A 14,115-nucleotide genomic window follows, 5' to 3' on the forward strand; every position below is an offset into this window, starting at 1 on the left:
GTTTTAAAGATTGCAGTTCTTGGTTTTGCCTGTGCAACTCTTGCTCAAAACCGAGAAGTTCCTGCTGTCGTGCTTGAAGCTCTTGTGTCTGAGAATGCAACTCCAGCTCCTTAGCCTCGAGTTTTTGCTCAGTAACAAGCAGCTCCTGTTCTTTGGTCTGCAGGTTATGTTTTAAGGATTGCAGTTCTTGGTTTTGCCCCTGCAACTCCTGTTCAAAACCGAGAAGTTCCTGCTGCCGTGCTTGAAGCTCTTGTGTCTGAGAATGCAGCTCCAGCTCTTTAGCCTCGAGCTTTTGATCTGTAGCAAGCAGCTCTTGTTCTTTGGTCTTCAGGTGATCCGCTTGCGTATGCAGTTCTAACCATTGGGTCTGAAGCTCTTGTTCAAGACCAAGCAATTTCTGCTCCCGTTTTTGTAAGTGTTGCGACTGAGAGTGTAGATCCTGCTCTTTCGTCTCAAGGCTACTCGATAGGGATTGCAGTTCCTGCCCTTGCCCCCGCAGCTCTTGTTCAAGATCGTGCAGCTCCTGCTCGTGAGCTTGGAGACTATGCTCAAATGCGTGGAGGTTTTGCTCGCGCACCTGTAGTTCTTGTTCTCGCATCTGTAGCTCCTGCTCCCGCTGTACCCAATTTCCGCTTACTGCTGTAAGCTGCTGTAGGTCAGAGAGTGTTTGCTCTTCCCGTGCCCGTGCATCCTCCAACTGCTGATTCAATGATTCAATTTTGGATAGTTGCTCGTGCTGTCTTATCTGCGCACTCTCAAACTCTTCATTTGCATGATCCAAAGCTTGTTTCCATGTAAGTTGTTGCTGCTCCAGATGCGCGATCATGTCTAAATGCTGCTGGCGTTCATGCAGGATCTCCTCGATTTGACTCAGCTTCTGCTGATCTTGCTCCTGTAACGCCTTTTGCCAGTGTGCCTCTTTTTGTTCGTAGCTTTGTACTTGCCGCTGGAGCAATTCAATGTGCTCGCGCAAGTGTGCTTCCTGGGCTTGATGTTTGGACATGATTTCTTCAAGCCGTGGACCTTTTCGTTGTTCTCTGATCTCGGTTTGCAAGCTCTCGATTGAACGCTTTAGTTTTGCCTCTGTTTCCTGGTGGTCGGTTATGGCATTTTCGCGTTGTTTCAAGAGATGTTCGTAGTAGTCGAGCTTGCCCTTCATTTCTTGAAGCATGTCTTGTGAATCGTTCAAGCGCTGCTTCCATTCTGCCCCTTTGCTGTCCAAATCGTGGAGGTTCTGGTTCAGATGTTCAAGCTGCTCTCTATATGCTTCGTTTTGTTGGGATGTTTCCTCGATCAGCTTTTGTAGGTGCCACACTTCTTGCATGAGTTGTTTTGTTTTTTCTTCGTAGTAGTGTGCTTGTTTTTTTAGCAGGAGGAGCTTCTCATTTTCTCTCTCTTTCGACTTGTTCGCATTGGAGATTCTCCTTTTGTACACAGTGTTGTCCTCCTTTTTCCGTCTGGCTTACCCATATAGACATATGTACGGGGTGGGAATTGGTGCCTGTATTGTAGTGACGGTTCCTCTATAGAAAAAACGGGAGAAGAGTTGGTCTTCTCCCGCCTGATTGGAAACGAATATTTTTTTCTTATGGAGTGGTAATGACAATATCCCCAAACGTGATGCAATCGGCAACCAGTAATTGTTCGTCCGGAACGACTGTAATGGTGGCGCTGAAGACGAGAACACCAGAAGAGTCGGTGAGTGTGAGAATGATAACGTCTGGCAGGCCGAGTCCTGTTTCGGCGAGTGTCAGAGAGTAGGTCAGGGTTTCTTGTGCGCCTGTTGCTGTGAATGTCCGTACACCAGTACCTGTTACGACCAGACCTGTCACAATTGGCAGGATAGGCAGTACGGTAATGCATGTTGGAGAGCTGATAGTCGTTGGAGAGAAGCTGAAGCTTTGATCGCCAAGGACATCAGGCAGGAGAGCATCAAAGAAGTTAAAGGTAAACGAGCTGCTGGATGGATCGCAGCTTGGGCAGATATCTGCGATGAGCTGGATCGTACCGACGGCAACAGCGAGTGGGATACCAATAGAAATGGAAACGTTTGGTACCAACGCGTTGACGGACGCCTGGCAATCGCAGTTGCGTACTGGGAAGATTGGTGGGCATTGTGGCGGGAATGTAATCGGCGGGCAACGGAAAGATGGCGTTGGCGATGGAATTGGAATGCTGTTTGGACGTGGAGAGCAGAATTTCGCCAATACTTCCAGTTTGACTTCTGCTTCTACTTGGATTTCTACGCAGACAATGACGTCGAGTTGAACCATGCCTCCGAGGAGAACAGTACCGGTCGGTGAGCACTCGAAAGCACTGATTCGGCACAAGATATTGTCCTCGTCAAGCGGTTCAGGCAAGCAGAGAACGACTTCCTGATCGAATTGCACTGTCGTTGTGAATTCGCAGAGAGGCGTTCCGTCTGCGAAAACGCGAACGAGCACAGTGGCTCCGAACACAAAGCGAACGACTCCGACCCGAACAGTGGTCCCATTGACTGTAATGTTCTCGCGGCGAATACTGACGACTCTGCAAGTAGGACCAGGAGAAACTGGCTCAACGCAGGAGAGCGTGATATCTTGCCCAGCACGAATGGCAGCGTCTACCAGAGCTTGACAATCGTCGGGAAGGGCAATCTTGTTTCGGTAGCTGTTCGCTAATACTACCCAGTCATACACCTTATTGACGCGAATGCACTCTTCCTGCAGGTTGTTCGATATAGGAGGAGTTGCTGTAGGCGTCGGTGTAGGGAGCTGGCGACCCATAATGGGCTTCACGTGATGTTTCACCGTAAGAATCCTTCCTTTCCTAGGGAGTTTGCTTTGCAGTTACATACTATGTGGGCAACGGGAGTTTGGCATGTTGAGCATGCGCCTATTTTTTAGGTCACTATCTTGTCAGAAAGGAATTTGGAATTTTTGGAAGAACCAATTGTCGTCGAATTTTCTTTGGGAAGTGTATCGAACACGCTGAGCAGCAGCTCCGCAAGTCAGCACATCATCCGCAATTTCACTGGCATTTGCGTAGAGCACAAGTTTTTTCGCAGCCTCAATCCGCCGCTCGTTAAAATGGCTGTACGCCATTCGAAGCATATTGTAATAAATGTGCTCATGTGCAACTGTGTAAGGGTGAACTTGCCTAAACAAATGCAAGATTTTTACGGATGGCTGGACCATACACGTATACCCAAAGAGCCACATCTTAATGGAAAATTCGATATCTTCAAATCCCCAAATGCGAAAACCACGGTCAAAACCCCCGACCTTCATAAAAGCTTCTCGGGTGACCAGGAAGCAACCCCCTGGCAATATCGCAACCGGTGAAGGGCCCGTTGGCTTTGGATACCAGGTGATTTCGAGCTTCTGATTCAGATTTTGCCCATATCCGATTTTATGTGGCTCTGTCATGGAAGCGATTCCGGGAGCAACGCCATCTGCTTTCTTTGTCAGAATGAGCTCCATCATGCGATCGATCCAAAAGTTTTCAAAAGACAGATGGGCATCGCAAAAAATGAAGTAGTTGCCACGGGCATGATTCACGCCCAAGTTTCGTGCTGCTGCAGCACCAATTCCTTCTGTCGTGATTAATTTTATTTTTTCATTCTGCCCTTGGCCTTGTAAAAAGTGACAACCGTTATCAGTTGAGGCATCATCGACTACGATCACTTCATACGGAAACGTGGTTCTTGTATTCAAAAGGGAAGTGATGGTAGAACGCACATTGTCCCCCTCATTTTTGACAGGAATGATAATGGAGATTAGGGGCATTTGTGAGGTGGGCATATGACCACTCCTTTCTGTAGCATCGTATGCGCAAAGCGTTTCTTCGGAACAGTCATCGCGAAAAATGTTCACTTTGGACACTGGGTATTCATACAATATCGCGGACTGACGGAAAGTTTCGTGAGGAGAGATGGGAATGGATGTTGAGGTATATTACAGTGGTCAACGTGGCGGGACCATGCCGTACGCGGCTCTGCCAGCGTTTCGTTTATTTTGCAAGCAAAATGGCTTTCAATTGAAGTGGGATTCGACGAATAAAAGAGTTGACCTGGATTCGGGGTTGAAAGGAAAAGTTTGCGTTCTCTTTACAGGCATATCTTCAGGAGGAGGAACTGCCTATGAGTGGGAGGTATTGGGGAACGTTCAAAAATTTCTTTCTGATAGCGGGATGGAAGTTGTCATAAGCCAAAACAATCCGTCTTTGGCGAAAAATACGGATGTCGCTATACGTTTCAGCTTGAAGGAAATGAGAGTCCTGGAAAAGCCAAGACTGATTTTCTTTCAGTCGGAGGATGAAAAGCGGCAAGACCTGGTCAAGTGTTTGCGTGCAGAATTGCAGCAGTCTGGAATCTCGTGTCACTACAAAGTAACCAAAAACCAAAAGCAACCATTGATCGTTCACATCCAGTTGCAGTTGCCGCTTTTTACGGAAGTGAGCAAGCGTAAACTCTATGCGGAAAAAATTGCGCTACATTTAGCGTCAGGGGTTTTGGAGTATTTCCAAAATGGATTGCACATTCAACCAATGGCGTTTTTACCACCCACTATTTTAAAGCTGTTTTATTCCACCATGCTCATTACCTCTGACAATGAAAGTCAGCAGGGAGCAGATGAAAAGCCATGGGCAGAGGAACAAAGCACGATTCAGGAAAGTAACCAGTCGAGTGCTGAGGACAGTGACTCAAATATAGAAGGAAACAGTGAATCAGACAGTGAGCGGGAAGAGCTGATGATCTTGGCAGAAGAAGAACTGCTGGATCAAGTAGTGACCATTCACCCGGTCGAAGAAGTGCCAGAACAGGTTGAAACGCGTACAGCGGCAGAAGTGTATTTTGATTACACGTTGATTCACTCAGAATCAGCTGAGAAGCCGTACCTGTTGATTGGGACGCTTCAGGTGAAAAATACGGGGAACGTTGAACTGAAAAATCCAATCGTTTGCCTGCGTGTTTCACCTGTCGATTCGATCAAAATGGGAGGCCAGGTATTGCCGCCGAAGCTCGTGGAGACGATGGCCGTGCAAGGTACATCGGGCTTAAAAGGATGGAGATACTTGGAAGACGATTGGTTTGCCCAAGCGATGGAGAGAGGGGAATATTGGATAGCGCCGATCCAGCCTGTAACCATTGCACCGGAATCGACGGAATCCTTCCAGAATTTCCAGATTTCGTTTTTGAAACAAGAAGCGGGGAAGGGAATCGTTGTCGAGGGTGTCGTGCTGTGCAACGATCAGACCGTACACTTTTCCGCCAATAACCGGATCGCCGTGTCTTTCTAATCGAGAAGAAAAGCCACCATTTCAGTAGAAATGATGGCTTTTCCGTTCCGCGCCTTTATTTTTTCAAGAACATTTGTACGAACGTTTTCCCGTACGGACCGCCATTTACAACAGCAATGGCAACGTAGTCGTATGTTGGACTCATGATATTAGCTTTGTGCCCAGAGGAATTCATGAACATTTGATGAGCGCTGCTTACAGAATTGTTTTGGGCAATATTTTCAGCAGCAGCCAAATAGCGAATACCAAAAGTGTCCATCATTTGAAACGGTGAGCCGTAAGTGGGAGAGGTGTGGCTAAAGTAGCCTTTGTTTACCATCTCTTGAGCTTTTACACGTGCAACGTTTTCCAACTGCATGTCCACTTGATAGGGTGCGAGTCCTCGGCTGGTGCGCTCTTGATTCACGAGCTGAACCATTTCTTTTTCCTCAGCCGTCAAACCTGCGGGTAGAGGCACTTGCGCGTCAGCACCAGGGTTTTGCGGCTGCTCAGGCTTGCTAGGTGTTACGGGAGTTGGTGGATTTGTTGGAGTGGTTGGCTTCGTATCTGGTTTGGGCTGCACGGGATTGTTCTTGTATTGCGTTTGAATGGCTGTATAAGTTTTGGCATCGGCTTCACCAGTCAAGGTTTGTTTATTGCGCGACTGGAACAGCATGACGGCAAAACGTGTAGATTCATCGAATTGTCCCGATGCCGTTACTTTGTAACCGAGGCCAGCGAGCATCGTTTGCAATTCCTTCACGCGTTCACCGCTAGCACCCAATTTTAGCGTAGCGTAATCATTGGACTCAGCAGGAGTGCCAGGCTTGGACGGTGTGCTTGGCTGCACTTGCTTGCGAGCTTGGTACACGCTCGTCAGTTTATCGTAGGTGGTTTTGTTTACAATTCCGGTTTGCGGCAGCTTGTATTTTTTCTGAAAAGCTTTGACGTTATAAGCTGTGTTGCTGTTGTAGATCTTGTCCACTACCAGCTTGTAGTCGTAATGGAGTGCATCGAGCATCTTTTCCACTTCAAGCACGCGCGAGTTCTTCATCCCTTTTTTCAAAGAGGTAAAGCTTGTTTTCGCAAATGCAGGTTGTCCGATCATGGTAACGAGGACGGACAGGGAAAGGATGGTTGCCATTTTCTTTATGTTGCGATTCATCTCATCACGCCTTTCTCTGTTTTGTCGCACCACAATGGTACTAAATGTGGAACAAATGAGAAAAGCACAAAATATTGGAAAGAGGTGGAGGTGGAATGTTTGACCTCTCTTGGATCGACCTAATCATTCTCGTGCTGGCAAGCTTTCGTCTCACGCATTTGATTGTTTTTGATGAGATCACGTCTTTTTTGCGAAACCCATTTTACCAGGTGTTCTATGTACCCGACGAGTCGGGGCAAATGGTTCGGGACTTTCAATTTAAAGGCGGAAGGGTGCGCCAATGGATAGGCAGATTGTTGAGCTGCCATTGGTGCGTGGGAATTTGGGTGGGGGCCTTGATCGTGGGGTTGTATATGTATGTGCCAGCCGCCTATCCGTTGCTGCTCCTGCTTGCCATAGCCGGAGCGGCGGCTGTCATTGAAACGAAGCTATATACGAGTTGAATGGTTAACTCCTTGAAAAAATTCTGTACACGATCATTTCGTCATACGAAAGAGGAATAATCTCTTCGGCCATGTATCCCCCCACGATTCTTTGCTGGACTTGCGGGGTGTTCGGTAGACCGACACTAGAAGAAGCGATGTCCACACGGTGTGTCGTGGCATTCGGATCGAGTGGGATTTCGAGGGCAAAGGTGGGTTTATCAACGGTGTAGCTTTTTACGTTTACGCCATTCACGAGCGCAGTCAAAATAATGGGCTTTGGCAATTTTGCAGGGGAGCCAGGGACTTTGCCCTTCACTAACAACATTTGAGCCGGTGCAGCTGGATCTGATTCGACAATCGCACGCAGGACAGGAGGCGCCCACAAGTCCATCCCCCGGTTCATGCTTGTAATTCTGGTTGTATTGGATGGAAAGGACTTATAGATCCTCAACAGGTCGAGTACACCCATGCCTTTGTAGTGTGGGACGTACGATATCCAATGGCTGGGGATGGACGAATAATTTTTTGCTAATGATCGCAATACTTCAGGTACGCCGACAGAATGCCATTGTGTAGCTGATTTGCAGGTCGTGTGGATTCGGGCGTTTCCTAAGTAATGAGGCACATAACCGATGGGATAAAATTTGGCGATGCGCATCCACAGGTCGTAATCCATGCAAAATTGCAATTTTTCATCCACGCCCCCCATATGCCTGAAAACGTGAGTCCTGATGAAAGCGGATGGCTGGCAAATCACGCAGCTCTGATACAGCTTCTTGGAATCAGCCTGTTCGGACGGGTAGGTGCTAGATACTTGACCGTACTCGTTCATTACTTGGCAATTGCCGTGAAGCATTCCCCAGTTCGGGTTGCTCGCAAAAGCGTGAACAGCCATCATGATGGCGCCTGGTACATAGGTATCGTCTGAATTCAGCCAGCCAATGATTTCCCCTCTTGCCATTGCCAGACCTTTGTTAAGCGCATGAGACTGTCCGCGATCCGGTTCGGAAATATAACGGAAGCGCGGATCTTTTTGTGCATATTCTTGCAAGATGGAGAGCGTATCGTCAGTCGAGCCTCCATCTACCACGATATGCTCAAGGTTTGCATAGTCCTGGGTCAATATGCTATTTATCGTCTCACGAATAAACCGGCCTTGGTTAAAAGAGGGGGTAATGATACTCACTAATGGTTGCTGTGAGTGGGACACGAGATTCACTCCCATCTTTCCATCATAAAAAATGCATGCACTACCATCAGACTATGAAAGAATGGAAAATCGGGTACACAAGCATCGTCGATCTTGTGCACCCGATTTAAAATTCCCGAGATATTACAGGTAGTCCGGAATGATCCCTGGATTGCGGAAGATACGGAGTAACTCCGCGTGACAGTTCTGGTCGATCGCGCTACCAGGAATGGCTCTTGCCACGAGGCTGATGCGACCCGCATCGTAATTGTTTATTTTGCCAGAGGGAATGGTCCTAACCGATTCAGGAATAACTTCAAACAACGTGCCTCGGAGCATCTCCTCAATGCAAAGGACAGATGGCAACCACCAAGTCGTATCGTCCTTATAAATCCGATTCATTTGTCCAGGAGCTCCATTGTAGACCATGATGGACTGATTCGTATCCAGAATACAGGCAGTTTCCAACAAGAGGTGCCCACCTGGCTTAATCACGCTTCGGCATTGCGACAATGTCCACATCGGATCGCGTAGATGATAGAGCAGTCCAAGATGCTGGACGACATCAAATTGATTGTGCCGTATTTGTTGAGGAAATGGCAGTGGTTCTATAAAATCGTCCATCAGCAAAACTTGCAGCCCTTCCCATAGTTTGTAAGGGCTGGTATTGTACAGCGGCAAAACTTTGCTTTGCAGGATGTTCTTGCAAAACTCAAAATTCAAATAGAGCGGCTGCATACAATCCGTAGCCACGACAAGACTTGCCCCTCGCTGCTCCGCTTCAAAAGCCCACATACCGTCAAAGCTAGCCAGATCAAGAACGCGTTTCCCCGAATATTGGATGTATTCTCTGGATTGTCTCGTCATATTCCATATATTTTCCAGAAGCGTAATCCCGGGAGTGACAATACCGGGTCGCAACTCGATTTTATGGTACCATCGTCGTTTGCTGATCTCATCGAGGATTTCCTGATCTGTCCAAAATCTTCCCATCGACATGTCCCCCTCCACTACAGAGTGCTTGCCCTATACAATATGTTCGGACCGTGCTGAGGGAAATGATATAAATGCATTAATTTCGTCCTATTCACGTCTAAAGTTGCTTGGCAACAAGGAGGTTTTTGGAAAAAAGGCATATGCCCGTTTCTCGTTGTCTGTCACATACATAAAGTATGGGGAGAAAAAGGAGGCGGAAAGAGTATGCCCTTGCCCATCGTGATCATCCATCGGGGGGACGATGATTATCTCACATACAGCTTGCAGCAAGCGAAAAGAAGTAATCCCCATTCGCCTGTCTATCTGATAGGGAACGGGGGAAACAGAAGGTATGCCGTGAATGGCATCATTCATGAGATGATAGACGATTACATGCCTGCTGCTAGTGAAATGACGAGAGTCTATAAACATATTCATTTTATGCCTTATGAGTACAATCTGTTTTGTTTTCAAAGATGGTTTATTTTGTTGGCGTTTATGGAAAGGCATCAGATTCCGAAATGCTGTTATATCGATACGGATGTCATGCTGTTTACCGACGTGAACCATCCGCGCTTTGAAAACTTTACGATGGAATTCGTATGGACAAATTTCGTGGATAGGCAGAAGTTGGAACTATATTGTGAGTTCATGAAGTCTCATTTTGCCAATCCGATTGCATTCGCGCAAGTCGTCCAATACACCATGCGGAGAAAGGAACACGTACGATTCAATCAACCTCTCATAACGGATATGGTGCTGGCCTTGCTCTTTCTTGAGCGGCTCAAGGGTTACCAAATCACGAATGGCTTGTTTCATGATGGCTTAATTGACGGGAATATTCAGCAGGCGACATCAATGGAAAATTTGTACGGCTATAAGAAAATTTACTCGATAAATGGTGTCCTGTGCTGCAAGGATAAGGCAACGGGGCGATATCTGCCGGTGTTTTCTCTGCATTTTCAAGGATATACGAAGCACCATATGAAGTTTTTCACGGCTCCCTCTCTCCCGCAAGCCGGTTCTTACATTTTCGACTATATTTCTAACCGGTGGATTCAGTTTCTATAGGCTTCTATCATTCCTCGTGTTAGTTGACCATTTTCATTGGACGATAGAGCATCGACTGCGACAGACGCATAAGATGGTGCATACAACACGCTAAACGGATCGAGGTGGCCTGAGTGAAACTGATATTACTATCGGGTGGTTCAGGGAAAAGGCTGTGGCCGCTCTCCAATGATGTCAGGTCCAAACAGTTCTTGAAATTGATAGGCAATGCACATGCCCAACCAGAGGCGATGGTTCAACGAGTATGGAGGCAGCTGGCCTCCCGTAATTGGTCGGAGCCTGTTTATATTTCAACAGGCCGCTCACATGTTGATTTGCTTCAAAGTCAACTAGGTGAAGACGTTCCTTTGATCGTGGAGCCGGAAAAAAGGGATACCTTCCCTGCCATTGCTTTAGCGGTAACCTATTTGTACTCTGCTTTGACAATGGACCCGGATGAAGTCATTGCCATCATGCCTGTAGATCCATTCGTTGAGGACCGCTTCATGGACAGGATCAAGGAGCTAGAGAACGTCATCCTCAAATCTGGCGCGAATCTCGCATTAATCGGAGTGAAACCTACGTATCCATCTACGAAATACGGCTACATTGTTCCGCAGCTAGAATCACAATCGGATCAGGGTAAAATACCCCCTACCTATCAAAAAGTAAAAAGCTTCAAAGAAAAGCCGTCCCTTGAGCAAGCGCAGGATTTAGTAGAAAAGAAGGCCCTGTGGAATTGTGGAATTTTTGCTTTTCGATTGGGCTATCTGATTCGCGAATTGGAGCAAAAAGGATTGCCTACTGAATACAACCGCATGCTTGAGCAATATAGCCAAATGCCTGCCATCAGCTTTGACTATGAGATTGTAGAAAAGGCAGAGAAAGTAGTCGTTCTCCCGTATGAGGGAGCCTGGAAGGACCTAGGGACGTGGAATACGCTCACGGAAGAAATGAGCAGGAATACAATTGGTAAGGTTTTGCTGGATGAGAGCTGCACCAATACGCACGTTATCAACGAATTGGACATCCCTATCGTGTCCATCGGTCTATCGGATACGATCGTGGCGGCGAGTCCGGACGGCATCCTCGTTTCTTCTAAGGAACAAAGTCATATGGTCAAAAATTTGTCTTTGGATTGGACAAAGCGCCCAATGTATGAAGAGCGGCGCTGGGGTTGGTATCAGGTTATGCATTTTCAGAAAAATGAAGACGCCGTGGAAGTATTAACGAAACAAATCCATGTATACGCCGGGAAAAATTTGAGCTATCAGTACCATCACCACCGTAGCGAAGTATGGATTATCGTAGAGGGTAGCGGAGAGTTCATTTTGGATGATCAGCTGAGCCAGGTTGGACCAGGTGACGTATTGCAAATCCCGGTAGGAGCCAAGCATGCAATCAAAGCTACGACCGAGCTGGCATTCATCGAGGTACAGATGGGCAGTCAGCTGGTGGAAGAAGATATCGTTCGACTTGGGATGACGTGGTCAGCGATTCTGGAGCAGATTAGGAAGCACGGTGATCACAATGATTGATCCTGCGTTCTGGAGAGACAAAAAAGTGTTGATCACTGGTCATACAGGCTTCAAGGGCGCATGGCTGTGCTTATGGCTGCATGACTTGGGGGCGAAGGTAACAGGATATGCGCTGTCGCCGCCGACAAATCCAAGTATTTTTGAGTGCGCCCAAATCAGTTCATTGGTTGATTCAATCATTGACGATGTCAGATCGAAGGAAAGTGTTCAAAAAGCAATCAACCAAGCAAACCCGGATATCATCATTCACATGGCCGCTCAGCCGCTGGTGCGTTTATCGTATCAATATCCAGCGGAAACCTTCGAAATCAATGTCATGGGTACGGTGAATGTACTCGAGGCGGCGAGAGTGGCTGTGCAAAACGGAATGAAAATCAAAGCAATTATCAATGTTACGACGGATAAGGTTTATGAAAATCGGGAGTGGGTGTGGGGATACCGTGAGCAGGATGTGCTGGGCGGCTATGATCCGTATTCCAACAGTAAAGCATGTTCGGAGCAAGTGACTGCTTCCTATCGCAATGCTTTTTTTCACCCCGACCAGTATCATCAGCATGGCGTCGCAGTTGCTACAGCGCGAGCAGGCAATGTGATCGGCGGTGGTGATTGGGCGATGGATCGTTTGATACCGGATTGCCTAAGTGCCTTGATAAAGGGAGAGACCATCGTCATCCGAAATCCAAAAGCAATTCGACCGTGGCAGCACGTCCTGGAGCCCTTGAAGGGGTACTTGATGCTCGCTGAAAAAATGTGGGCGAATGGCAAGGATTACTCCGAGAGCTGGAATTTTGGTCCGAATGAGGAAGATGCCAGATCGGTAGAGTGGATCGTCCGGCAATTGTGTGAGCGTTGGGGGGCTGGTGCTCGTTTTGAAGCAGAGCGAACCGATCCACAATGGCACGAAGCCAAATATTTAAAGCTGGACTGTTCGAAAGCCAAAGGCGTAATAGGTTGGAAGCCCAACTGGTCGCTCGAACGGACCTTGGACAGTATCATTTCTTGGCAGAAGGCTTATCAGAAAAAACAAGACGTAAGAGAAATTTGTTTGTCCCAAATCGCGGCGTATACCAATGAGGCCAAGTGAACACCAGAGAAAGGAGGGCAGCCAATGAAAGTCGTCATCCTAGCAGGAGGGTATGGCACGCGCATTGGAGAAGAAACGCATCTTCGGCCGAAGCCGCTCATTGAGATCGGTGATTGGCCCATCATTTGTCATATCATGTCCATTTATTCCAAGTACGGTTTCCATGATTTCATCATCTGTCTCGGGTACAAAGGCTACATGATCAAGGAGTACTTTGCGCACTACTTCCTTCACCATTCTGATGTGACGTTTGATTTTCGTACCGACAATCAGGTCACTTTTCACAACCACAATGCTGCTCCGTGGCGAGTCACATTGATTGATACGGGGAAAGACACAGGGACAGGTGGAAGGGTGAAGCGGATACAGAAGTATGTGGGAGAAGATACATTCATGCTGACGTATGGAGATGGCTTATCCGACATCAATATTGAACAGCTGGTAAAATTTCATCGCACGCATAAAAAACTCGCAACGATCACCACGACTCAACCGCCAGGCAGATTCGGAGCATTGGATATTGCCAATGGGAACACCGTAACAGGATTCCAGGAGAAGCCAAAAGGGGACGGCGGATGGATCAATGCTGGTTTTTTTGTCATGGAGCCAGGCGTATTTGATTATATGGCGGGTGATGAGACGGTATTGGAAAAAGAGCCGTTGGAGGGCTTGGCCAAGGCGAATCAACTAATGGCCTTCAAGCATACCGGTTTTTGGCAGCCAATGGATACGCTCCGAGATAAAAACTACTTGGAAGAACTGTGGAAATCCGGAAAGGCAGCATGGGCATCTAGCCGAACATAAGGAGGAAGCAGGAGTGGGCGGATTAAACGAGAACAGTGAAGAAGTTTTTTCTCCGATCGGATACGGGGACATAACGATCGATTGTGGGGCAAATTATGGGGTCATTTCTCAAAAAATGGCGGATAAAGGCGCTCTCGTCTTTGCGTTTGAGCCGAATCCATACGTATTTGAGGAATTGAAAAAAAGGGTAGGCGCCTATCCCAATGTCATATGTATCAACAAAGCCGTTTGGCATAAAAACGATAAGCTGCGCTTGCACTTGCATGAACATTACCATACGGATCCGGCAGGGTCTGCTTACGCCTCTTCCCTTTTGAACAATCATCCTGTTACGAATCCCCATAAGTATGTAGAAGTAGAGGTCATTGATTTGACACAGTTCATCCAGATGCTCAATCGGCCGATCAAATTAATCAAAATAGATATCGAGGGGGCAGAATTTGAACTGTTGGAAAAAATCGTAGAGCAAAATTTACACCTGCAAATCGAAAAAATCGTCGTAGAAAATCATGAATGGCTGATTGAAGGCTTGAAAACGAAAGCCGATCACTTTCGGAGGGTCATGCAAGAAAAACAAATTCACAACATCGACTTGAACTGGATATAAGAAGATTGTAGAGCAGGTG

Annotated in this window: 12 protein-coding genes and 1 pseudogene; 7 read left to right on the top strand and 6 right to left on the bottom strand. The window is 47.2% G+C overall.

All coding sequences use genetic code 11. From position 1 onward, the window contains the following. From HP401_RS33830 to HP401_RS33840, 3 genes and pseudogenes are all read right to left on the bottom strand, one after another. Nucleotides 1-1,435: pseudogene (locus tag HP401_RS33830) on the bottom strand (hypothetical protein); the annotation flags it as partial. Between the two features lie 151 nt (nucleotides 1,436-1,586). Next, the gene (locus HP401_RS33835; protein WP_041749331.1) at nucleotides 1,587-2,789 is read right to left on the bottom strand and encodes a BMQ_0737 family morphogenetic spore coat protein; all 1,203 of its coding nucleotides are present in this window, start codon (nucleotides 2,787-2,789) and stop codon (nucleotides 1,587-1,589) included. A gap of 108 nt (nucleotides 2,790-2,897) precedes the next feature. Further along, a complete protein-coding gene (locus tag HP401_RS33840; RefSeq protein WP_012685457.1) occupies nucleotides 2,898-3,782 on the bottom strand; it encodes a glycosyltransferase family 2 protein in 885 nt (294 codons plus the stop codon). A 136-nt stretch (nucleotides 3,783-3,918) separates the two neighbouring features. Here HP401_RS33840 and HP401_RS33845 point away from each other — a divergent pair, with 136 nt between their 5' ends. Then, entirely contained in the window at nucleotides 3,919-5,280 is a 1,362-nt protein-coding gene (locus HP401_RS33845; protein WP_173606857.1) for a hypothetical protein, read from the top strand. 55 nt (nucleotides 5,281-5,335) lie between these two features. On the opposite strand, the gene HP401_RS33850 is transcribed toward HP401_RS33845, so the two are convergent. Continuing rightward, a complete protein-coding gene (locus HP401_RS33850; protein ID WP_173606858.1) occupies nucleotides 5,336-6,424 on the bottom strand; it encodes a peptidoglycan-binding protein in 1,089 nt (362 codons plus the stop codon). A 95-nt stretch (nucleotides 6,425-6,519) separates the two neighbouring features. Between HP401_RS33850 and HP401_RS33855 the strand changes: the two genes are divergently transcribed. Continuing rightward, entirely contained in the window at nucleotides 6,520-6,867 is a 348-nt protein-coding gene (locus HP401_RS33855) for a DUF1360 domain-containing protein (RefSeq protein WP_012685460.1), read from the top strand. A gap of 4 nt (nucleotides 6,868-6,871) precedes the next feature. On the opposite strand, the gene HP401_RS33860 is transcribed toward HP401_RS33855, so the two are convergent. Next, the gene (locus tag HP401_RS33860) at nucleotides 6,872-8,059 is read right to left on the bottom strand and encodes a glycosyltransferase family 2 protein (RefSeq protein WP_173606859.1); all 1,188 of its coding nucleotides are present in this window, start codon (nucleotides 8,057-8,059) and stop codon (nucleotides 6,872-6,874) included. A gap of 123 nt (nucleotides 8,060-8,182) precedes the next feature. Beyond that, nucleotides 8,183-9,031: a DUF1698 domain-containing protein gene (locus HP401_RS33865; protein WP_173606860.1), complete on the bottom strand. Its 849-nt coding sequence runs from the start codon at nucleotides 9,029-9,031 to the stop codon at nucleotides 8,183-8,185. 207 nt (nucleotides 9,032-9,238) lie between these two features. On the opposite strand from HP401_RS33865, the gene HP401_RS33870 reads away from it, so the two are divergent. From HP401_RS33870 to HP401_RS33890, 5 genes are all read left to right on the top strand, one after another. After that, nucleotides 9,239-10,084 carry a hypothetical protein gene (locus HP401_RS33870; RefSeq protein WP_173606861.1) on the top strand — a complete coding sequence of 282 codons (846 nt, stop codon included), beginning with the start codon at nucleotides 9,239-9,241 and terminating at the stop codon, nucleotides 10,082-10,084. Between the two features lie 113 nt (nucleotides 10,085-10,197). After that, nucleotides 10,198-11,601 (top strand): sugar phosphate nucleotidyltransferase, encoded by a 1,404-nt coding sequence (locus tag HP401_RS33875; RefSeq protein WP_173606862.1) that lies wholly within the window; start codon nucleotides 10,198-10,200, stop codon nucleotides 11,599-11,601. After that, nucleotides 11,594-12,685 (top strand): CDP-glucose 4,6-dehydratase, encoded by a 1,092-nt coding sequence (rfbG, locus tag HP401_RS33880; RefSeq protein ID WP_173606886.1) that lies wholly within the window; start codon nucleotides 11,594-11,596, stop codon nucleotides 12,683-12,685. The genes HP401_RS33875 and rfbG overlap by 8 nt, the downstream gene beginning before the upstream one ends. 24 nt (nucleotides 12,686-12,709) lie before the next feature. Then, on the top strand, nucleotides 12,710-13,489 hold the full coding sequence (gene rfbF, locus HP401_RS33885) for a glucose-1-phosphate cytidylyltransferase (protein WP_173606863.1): 780 nt from the start codon (nucleotides 12,710-12,712) through the stop codon (nucleotides 13,487-13,489). Nucleotides 13,490-13,502: 13 nt separating this feature from the next. Next, complete coding sequence (locus HP401_RS33890) at nucleotides 13,503-14,096, top strand: FkbM family methyltransferase (RefSeq protein ID WP_012685468.1); 594 nt, start codon at nucleotides 13,503-13,505, stop codon at nucleotides 14,094-14,096. Nucleotides 14,097-14,115 lie beyond the last annotated feature (19 nt).

The sequence above is a fragment of the Brevibacillus sp. HB2.2 genome (assembly GCF_013284275.1).
GTDB lineage: Bacteria > Bacillota > Bacilli > Brevibacillales > Brevibacillaceae > Brevibacillus > Brevibacillus brevis_D.

What these genes read in the sequence shown, in the direction of transcription:
- HP401_RS33840 (WP_012685457.1), bottom strand. Translation starts at nt 3,782, where the DNA reads ATGCCCACCTCACAAATGCCCCTAATCTCCATTATCATTCCTGTCAAA.
- HP401_RS33845 (WP_173606857.1), top strand. Translation starts at nt 3,919, where the DNA reads ATGGATGTTGAGGTATATTACAGTGGTCAACGTGGCGGGACCATGCCG.
- HP401_RS33850 (WP_173606858.1), bottom strand. Translation starts at nt 6,424, where the DNA reads ATGAATCGCAACATAAAGAAAATGGCAACCATCCTTTCCCTGTCCGTC.
- HP401_RS33855 (WP_012685460.1), top strand. Translation starts at nt 6,520, where the DNA reads ATGTTTGACCTCTCTTGGATCGACCTAATCATTCTCGTGCTGGCAAGC.
- HP401_RS33865 (WP_173606860.1), bottom strand. Translation starts at nt 9,031, where the DNA reads ATGGGAAGATTTTGGACAGATCAGGAAATCCTCGATGAGATCAGCAAA.
- HP401_RS33870 (WP_173606861.1), top strand. Translation starts at nt 9,239, where the DNA reads ATGCCCTTGCCCATCGTGATCATCCATCGGGGGGACGATGATTATCTC.
- rfbG (WP_173606886.1), top strand. Translation starts at nt 11,594, where the DNA reads ATGATTGATCCTGCGTTCTGGAGAGACAAAAAAGTGTTGATCACTGGT.
- rfbF (WP_173606863.1), top strand. Translation starts at nt 12,710, where the DNA reads ATGAAAGTCGTCATCCTAGCAGGAGGGTATGGCACGCGCATTGGAGAA.